The organism is uncultured Sphingomonas sp. (assembly GCF_936927845.1).
Lineage (GTDB): Bacteria > Pseudomonadota > Alphaproteobacteria > Sphingomonadales > Sphingomonadaceae > Sphingomonas.
Genome location: NZ_CAKZHV010000037.1, coordinates 1 through 3,561, shown reverse-complemented (window position 1 = coordinate 3,561; position 3,561 = coordinate 1). Strand labels below are relative to the sequence as shown.

The following is a 3,561-nucleotide window of genomic DNA, read 5'->3' as shown; positions in this document are numbered from 1 at the left end:
TGCTGCCGTGGAACTACCGGCCCGTTTGAGGTGACGCCGTCACCGGACGCTTACTAGCAGCCTGGGCTATCGCCCACCCGCACCAGAAGCGGCGACGCCGCCATTGCCGGCCTCCGGTTCCGCTTCGCTCCACCTGCGCCCGGCAATGGCGGCGGAGACGACAATGCACTAACTATCTACCCGGACCACCCGGTGGGGGCTGCTCACGGGCGTCCTGACAGCAAGAAAAGCTGGGAGGCATGTCACACCTGCCCACGCTGCCTCGTCAATCCGGCGAGCGCCACCGATGGCGCCCGGAACGCAGGACATCACCATGACGGATATGAAGCGACTGGTCTGGCACGAGGTCGCGCCGCAGGGTGCCAAGGCGCTCTTCGGCATCCACCACTACCTCCTTACCGGCACGAACCTGCCCGAGGAGCTGATCCACCTCGTGTTCCTGCGCGTGTCGCAGATCAACGGCTGCGCCCATTGCATCGACCTGCACACCCGCGACCTGCTCAAGACCATGCCGGCCGACAAGGTGACGCTGCTCCAGGTTTGGGCGGAGGTGCCGCACCTGTTCCCCGATCAGTATCGCGCCGCGCTGGCCTGGGCCGAGGAGGTGACGCGGGTGAGCGAAACGCATGCCTCGGATGCCGCCTATGCCGCTGCAGCCGCAGCGTTCGAGCCGAAGGATCTGGTCGACCTCACGATAGCGATCGCGGCGATGAACGCCTTCAATCGCCTGGGTGCCCCGTTCCGGCTGCCGGTCAAGGCGCAAGCCTGATCTGCACCGAACAACCGTCACGCTCACCGAGTCACCACAGGATACTGCCTCATGGCTACGAAGCCCGAGCTTTCCCGCACGCCGGAGGGGATCGTCCCTTCCCTGCTCCAGCACTTCAACTCGATGGACGTCGACGTCATGTGCGGCTTCTACGAGCCCGACGCGATCCTGGTCAGCGCGAACGGCGAGCCGCAGCGCGGCATCCCCGCGATCCGCGCCGAGTTGCTGAAATATTATGCCGTGCAGCTGCCGATGGTGATCATCGCGCGGCACGTCTTCGTGGCCGACACGATCGCCTCGCTCATCCTCGACTGGAACATCGTCGGCAAGACGCCGTCGGGACAGGATTTCCACATGGTCGCGACATCGAATGACATCGCCCGCCGCGGTGAGGACGGCTACTGGCGCTACATCATCGACAATCCGTTCGGCACACAGATACGACAGCTGACTTGAGCCGTGAGGAGTAAGTGGCTCGTCGGCGTTGACCCACTTACCGACATTCAGGTCAATATCGCCGCCCCCCAGAACCGGACGTTGGTTCAGCAGCGACTATGCCACTTGTTATCTCGAGATCGTCATCTAGGATCGCTGGAACATAGCGAAACCTTTTCGTCTGAGGGGGATCGTGTCGTACTTCGCAGAGAACTACCCGACGCTCTCGTTCCCGATTGCAGATCAAGAGAAGAACGTCAGGGGCTTTCGCGACGCCCAACGTGGGGCGTTGTTCGCAGTCGGCTCGCACTTCACCTCGCGGCTAGAACCGGCGATTGTTACGATGCCGACCGGTTCGGGTAAAACTGCCGTGCTCCAGGCGTGCGCCTTCCTTCTGCAGGCGCGCAGGGTGCTGATCTTGACCCCAAGCCGGCTCGTCCGCGAACAGATCGCGGAGGATTTTGCGGTGCTTGGCGTCCTAAAGCGGATTGCCGCTTTGCCTGAGAGTCTTGTCGCTCCGAGGGTGACCGCGACCGCGGGGCGGGTCACGGATGCCGCCGGATGGAAGAGCATGGAGGAGTTCGACGTCGTCGTGGCGACGGTGCCGAGCGTCAGCTCGCACATGGCCGATGTGCCGACACCGCCTGACGACCTGTTCGACCTGATTTTGGTGGATGAGGCCCACCATAGCCCCGCTATAACGTGGCAGATGCTGATGGCTGACTTCCCGAAAGCTCGGAAGGTGCTGTTCACGGCCACTCCGTTCAGAAGGGATGACCGCGAGATCAAGGCGAAGTTTGTCTACACTTACGATTTGCGGAGTGCGTACCGCGACAAGGTGTTCGGGCACATCCAGTATCAGCCAGTGAACGTCGACATCCGGGGAGGTGATCGCCAGCGGCAGGAGGACGTAGCCATCGCGCGCGCCGCCGAGTCGAAGCTTAGGGAGGACCAGGAGGCTGGGTTCGACCACCTCCTAATGGTGCGCACTGATGGGCGTCAGCGCGCCAAGGATCTGGAGCAGCTGTACGCGGCGGAGACCAAGCTGCGCCTGAAGCTGGTGCATGGCGGACAATCACTTGCCACAGTGAAGCGAACGCTCGCGGCGCTTGGTGCCGGGCACCTTGACGGGATCATCTGCGTCAACATGCTGGGTGAGGGCTTCGACATGCCGCGCCTGAAGGTCGCAGCGGTCCATGCGCCGCATCGCTCCCTAGCCGTGACTCTCCAGTTCATCGGACGTTTCGCCCGCACGTCGGGCGCTAAGCTGGGTGACGCCACCTTCATCGCGCCGCAGTCGGCCGTCGAGTTGGAAGCCGAGCGGCTGTACACCACTGGTGCCGTCTGGGCGGAGATCATCCCCAATCTCAGCGAGGCGCGCATCCAGCGTGAGGTGGATGCGCGCGAGACACTCGACACCTTCGATATCGCTGTGCCTACGATACCAGATCTGTCGGACTTATCGCTCTACTCGTTGTCGCCGTATCTTCATGTGAAGGTTTTTCGACTTCGCGATCCGATGGATATAACGGTATCGCCGAACTTCGGGCATGATCGCGAGACAGTGTTTGGTCGCGTCAGCCTGAAGACCAGCTCCAGCGTGTACATCACCAGGCGAGTTGCGAAGGTGGGCTGGTCGGCGGACGATCGGCTCGTTGACGTCGAGTTTGACGTCTTCATCTTCTACTACGACACCAAGTCGAAGCTGCTGTTCGTGTGCGCGTCCAAGCGCAGCGACGGGCTCTATCAGCGCGTGGTGGCTGGCATGGTCGGCTACGATCCTAGCATCCTGCAGTTCGAAATTCTGAACCGCGCGCTGAAGGGCTTGGAGAACGCGCGGTTCTTCAACGTCGGCATGCGCAACCGCCAGCAGTCCAGCACGACCGAGTCGTACCGCATGATCACGGGCCCGCGGGCCGATGAGGCGATCCGCCCCGGCGATGCTCGCCTCTACCATCGTGGCCACGTATTCGGCACCGCGCTCGAGGGGGGCGCCTCCATAACAATTGGTCTCAGCAGCGCATCCAAGATATGGAGCAATAGGTCGCTCCGGCTTTTCGAGCTGCTCGAATGGTGCGGCGGGGTCGCGCGCAAACTTCACGACCGCAAAGCGGCCGTGACGGGGAGCAAGATCGACCTGCTCCAGACCGGTAAAACCGTCTCAAAGATCCCAGCTCCTGTGATGTTGGCGGACTGGGAGGACCGAGGTTTCTACGTTGATCCACCGCTGGTGGCTTACTCGGCCTCAGGGCACCGGCGGACCGATCCGATCAGCGACATGTCGTTGTGGGTGGAGTCTTCGGTGAGCAGCCCCCACCGGGTGGTCCGGGTAGATAGTTAGTGCATTGTCGTCTCCG

The 3,561-nt window shown here is 62.5% G+C and carries 3 protein-coding genes and 1 pseudogene; all 4 read left to right on the top strand.

Translation table 11 applies throughout. The features are described from left to right. Positions 1-55: 55 nt before the first annotated feature. Positions 56-172: pseudogene (locus Q0579_RS06070) on the top strand (integrase catalytic subunit); the annotation flags it as partial. Between the two features lie 150 nt (positions 173-322). Next, positions 323-769, top strand: a complete 447-nt coding sequence (locus Q0579_RS06065) for a carboxymuconolactone decarboxylase family protein (RefSeq protein WP_366522270.1) — start codon at positions 323-325, stop codon at positions 767-769. 51 nt (positions 770-820) lie between these two features. Next, positions 821-1,225 carry a nuclear transport factor 2 family protein gene (locus Q0579_RS06060; RefSeq protein ID WP_298810268.1) on the top strand — a complete coding sequence of 135 codons (405 nt, stop codon included), beginning with the start codon at positions 821-823 and terminating at the stop codon, positions 1,223-1,225. A 172-nt stretch (positions 1,226-1,397) separates the two neighbouring features. After that, positions 1,398-3,545 (top strand): DEAD/DEAH box helicase family protein, encoded by a 2,148-nt coding sequence (locus tag Q0579_RS06055; RefSeq protein ID WP_298810265.1) that lies wholly within the window; start codon positions 1,398-1,400, stop codon positions 3,543-3,545. The last annotated feature ends 16 nt before the right edge of the window (positions 3,546-3,561 follow it).

Bases quoted from the DNA above. Each gene is read 5' to 3' on its own strand.
- Q0579_RS06060 (WP_298810268.1), top strand. From the start codon at position 821: ATGGCTACGAAGCCCGAGCTTTCCCGCACGCCGGAGGGGATCGTCCCT.
- Q0579_RS06065 (WP_366522270.1), top strand. From the start codon at position 323: ATGAAGCGACTGGTCTGGCACGAGGTCGCGCCGCAGGGTGCCAAGGCG.